The sequence below is a fragment of the Methylobacterium sp. B1 genome, from assembly GCF_000333255.1.
Lineage (GTDB): Bacteria > Pseudomonadota > Alphaproteobacteria > Rhizobiales > Beijerinckiaceae > Methylobacterium > Methylobacterium fujisawaense.
Map to the genome: position 1 here is coordinate 1 of NZ_BACT01000571.1, position 1,703 is coordinate 1,703.

Here is a 1,703-nt window from a genome sequence, read left to right on the forward strand (position 1 = left end):
TGCCGGTGGGGTCGGACAAGCCCCGCTTCCTCGGCGACGATCCCGTGCCCGATGCCTTCGAGCCGCAGATCCGCCGGCTCGAGACCCGGCTGAAGACCCACGAGGAGGGGACCGAAGCCGTCGGTCATGCCCTCGACCAGATCCTCGATGCCCTCGGCGTCAAGCCGGACGAGACCGACAAGCCCAAGGGCTGAGGCGGCACCGCGCGTCCGCACAGGCGTCAGACGCGCGGCTTCTCGGCCAGCAGGTCGCGGATCTCGGAGAGAAGCTTCACGTCGGCCGGCATCGCGTCGGGCTTCTTGGCCTCGGCGGTCTGCAGGCGGTTCATCGCCCGGATCACCAGGAACAGCACGAAGGCGACGATCAGGAAGTTCAGGGTCAGAGTCAGGAACTGGCCGTAACCGATGACCGCGCCCTGCTTCTTGGCATCCGCATAGGGCAGGCCTGCCTGCACCTTCGACGAGAGCGGGATGTAGTAGTTCGAGAAGTCGAGCCCGCCGGTGATCGCGCCGATCACCGGCATGAAGATGTCCTGGACCGCCGACGTCACGATGGCCCCGAAGGCCGCGCCGATGATCACGCCGACCGCGAGATCGACCACGTTCCCGCGCAGCGCGAACGTCTTGAAATCCCCGAGCATCCGCCAGCCCCCGCCCGCTTGATACCGCCAAGATAGAGGACGGCTCCGCGAAGGCCAGCGCCTATTCCGATGCCGGTCGGCCGGCCGTGGCCAGGGCGGGCCGGTCCTCGCCCAGGGCGGCGATTTCCGCCTTGACCCGGCGGCGATACTGGGCGGCCACCACCGGGATGGTCAGCAGATAGCCCCCGCTCACCGCGACGAGCGCCTCGAACGGGTAGCTGATCAGGAGGCCGAAGGCCGCGACCCCGAACAGGAAGATCGGCAGGACGAGGCTGCGCGGCACCCGCTTGCCCATGGTCTTGCCCGAATAGGTCGGGACCGTGGAGACGACCAGCAGCGCGATGCACAGCACGTAGATCAGGACCGCGGGCGCCGCCCAGGTCTCGATGCCGAAGCCCAGGAAGTGCAGGTAGAGCGGCAGCATCGCGGTGAGCGCCCCCGCGGGCGCCGGCATGCCGACGAAGAAGTCCTTCTTCCATTCCGGCCGGTTCGGATCGTCGAGCATCGCGTTGAAGCGGGCGAGCCGCAGCGCCATGGCGATGGCGAAGATCAGCGCGACGATCCAGCCCATCGATTTCAGGTGGAACAGCACGAAGCCGTAGAGGATGAGCGCCGGGGCGCATCCGAAATTCACGAAGTCGGCGAGGGAATCGAGCTCCGCGCCGAAGCGCGACGTGCCCTTGAGCAGCCGCGCCACCCGCCCGTCGATGCCGTCGAGCACGCCCGCCACCACCACGGCGATGACGGCGGGCTCGAATTTGCCCTCGAAGGCGAGCCGGATCGCCGTGAGCCCGAGGCAGAGCGCCATCAGGGTGATCATGTTGGGCGCGATCATCCGGAACGGCACCGGCTTGAACCGGCGCGGCCGCGGCTCGTTCGGATCGGGCGCGAAGGGCGGGAAGAGATCGTCCATGGCCTCAGATCCGCTTGAACAGGCGCTCCGGCCCCCCGCCGAGATCGGCCAGCACCGTCTCGCCGGCCACCGCCTTCTGGCCGAGCCCGACCAGCACGGTCGACCCAGCCGGCAGGTAGACGTCCACCCGCGATCCGAAGCGGATCAGGC

At 68.6% G+C, this 1,703-nt stretch carries 4 protein-coding genes; 1 reads left to right on the top strand and 3 read right to left on the bottom strand.

Annotated elements, in window-relative coordinates; translation table 11 throughout:
• On the top strand, nucleotides 1-194 hold a 194-nt coding region (locus tag I53_RS16725), incomplete at its 5' end, for a hypothetical protein (RefSeq protein WP_043352620.1).
• A gap of 26 nt (nucleotides 195-220) precedes the next feature.
• On the opposite strand, the gene mscL is transcribed toward I53_RS16725, so the two are convergent.
• The 3 genes from mscL to I53_RS16740 all read right to left on the bottom strand — a co-directional run.
• Complete coding sequence (mscL, locus tag I53_RS16730) at nucleotides 221-640, bottom strand: large conductance mechanosensitive channel protein MscL (protein WP_043352622.1); 420 nt, start codon at nucleotides 638-640, stop codon at nucleotides 221-223.
• Nucleotides 641-701: 61 nt separating this feature from the next.
• A complete protein-coding gene (locus I53_RS16735; RefSeq protein WP_043352623.1) occupies nucleotides 702-1,553 on the bottom strand; it encodes a phosphatidylcholine/phosphatidylserine synthase in 852 nt (283 codons plus the stop codon).
• A 4-nt stretch (nucleotides 1,554-1,557) separates the two neighbouring features.
• A partial coding sequence (locus I53_RS16740) for a phosphatidylserine decarboxylase (protein ID WP_043352624.1) occupies nucleotides 1,558-1,703 on the bottom strand: 146 nt, incomplete at its 5' end.

What these genes read in the sequence shown, in the direction of transcription:
- mscL (WP_043352622.1), bottom strand. Translation starts at nt 640, where the DNA reads ATGCTCGGGGATTTCAAGACGTTCGCGCTGCGCGGGAACGTGGTCGAT.
- I53_RS16735 (WP_043352623.1), bottom strand. Translation starts at nt 1,553, where the DNA reads ATGGACGATCTCTTCCCGCCCTTCGCGCCCGATCCGAACGAGCCGCGG.